Source organism: Micromonospora sp. KC606, from assembly GCF_004348675.1.
GTDB lineage: Bacteria > Actinomycetota > Actinomycetes > Mycobacteriales > Micromonosporaceae > Micromonospora.
This window is the reverse complement of sequence record NZ_SMKN01000415.1, coordinates 1-1,001: the sequence shown is the minus strand read 5'-3', so window position 1 is coordinate 1,001 and position 1,001 is coordinate 1. Positions and strand designations below refer to the sequence as shown.

The window sequence follows — 1,001 nt, the reverse complement described above, 5'->3', positions numbered from 1 at the left end:
GTGCTGGGGCGGGCGGGAGTGCTGCTGACCGCCATCGCGGCGTCCTCCGTTGTCTGCTGTGCCTCGGTGGGGTGCGCGGGCGCGACGGCCGGCCCGTGGGACGGGCCGAGGACAACGGTGTCGGAACGGCCGGCGCGGACTTCGTGCCCGAGACAGATGGGTCGGGCGTCGTCAGTGGGCCGGACAGATCGCGCTGCGCACGCGGCCGTAGTCGACGTGGCGACGGGCCACGAAGCGGCGGACGACAGCGGCGGTCATGGCAATCATGCTGCCACACCGGGGGTGGGCCAGCCAACGAGCGCGTGCCGCATCCCACATCACGGGCCGGGTCCGCGGACCACGGCGCGGCGCCGGGTGTGGAAGGCTCGAAGTGTGGGCGTTATGTCCGGGAAGTGGCATCCGACGTGGTGGCTCCGGCCGACCCCGGCCCTGGTCTGGCTGGTGCCGACGCTCGCCACGCTGGCCGTCGGGCTGGTCGGCATCGGGCACGCCCAACCCTGGCGGGACGAGCTGGCCACCTGGAGCGCCGCCACCCGCCCCTTGCCGGACCTGCTGCGGCTCACCGGCACCCTGGACGCCACCGCCGGGCCGTACTACCTGCTGATGCACGGCTGGGTCCGGCTCGGTGGCGACTCACCGGCCGCGCTGCGACTCCCCTCGGCGCTGGCCATGGCGGCGGCGGCCGGGCTCACCGCCGTCCTCACGTCTCGGCTCCTCGGCGCCCGGGCCGGCCTGCTCGCCGGCCTGATCTTCACGGTCCTGCCCGGCACCTCCCGGTACGCCCAGGAGGCCCGCCCGTACGCCCTGGCCACGTTCCTCGCGGTGCTGGCCACCCTGTTGCTGGTCACCGCGCTGCGCCGCCCGACGTGGCCGTGCTGGGCCGGGTACGCCGCCGCCGCCGCGGGGCTCGGTCTGGCCCACCTGCTCGCCCTCGCACTGCTCGCCGCGCACGCCGTGGTCGTGCTGGCCTCCTGGTGGCGCGGCCCGGCAGCCCTCGGGCT

1 protein-coding gene is annotated in these 1,001 nt (G+C 75.9%); it reads left to right on the top strand.

Annotated features, from left to right (window positions below; genetic code table 11):
- Positions 1 to 381 precede the first annotated feature (381 nt).
- Positions 382 to 1,001: glycosyltransferase family 39 protein (locus E1193_RS31460; RefSeq protein WP_207922955.1), on the top strand; the 620-nt coding region annotated here is incomplete at its 3' end.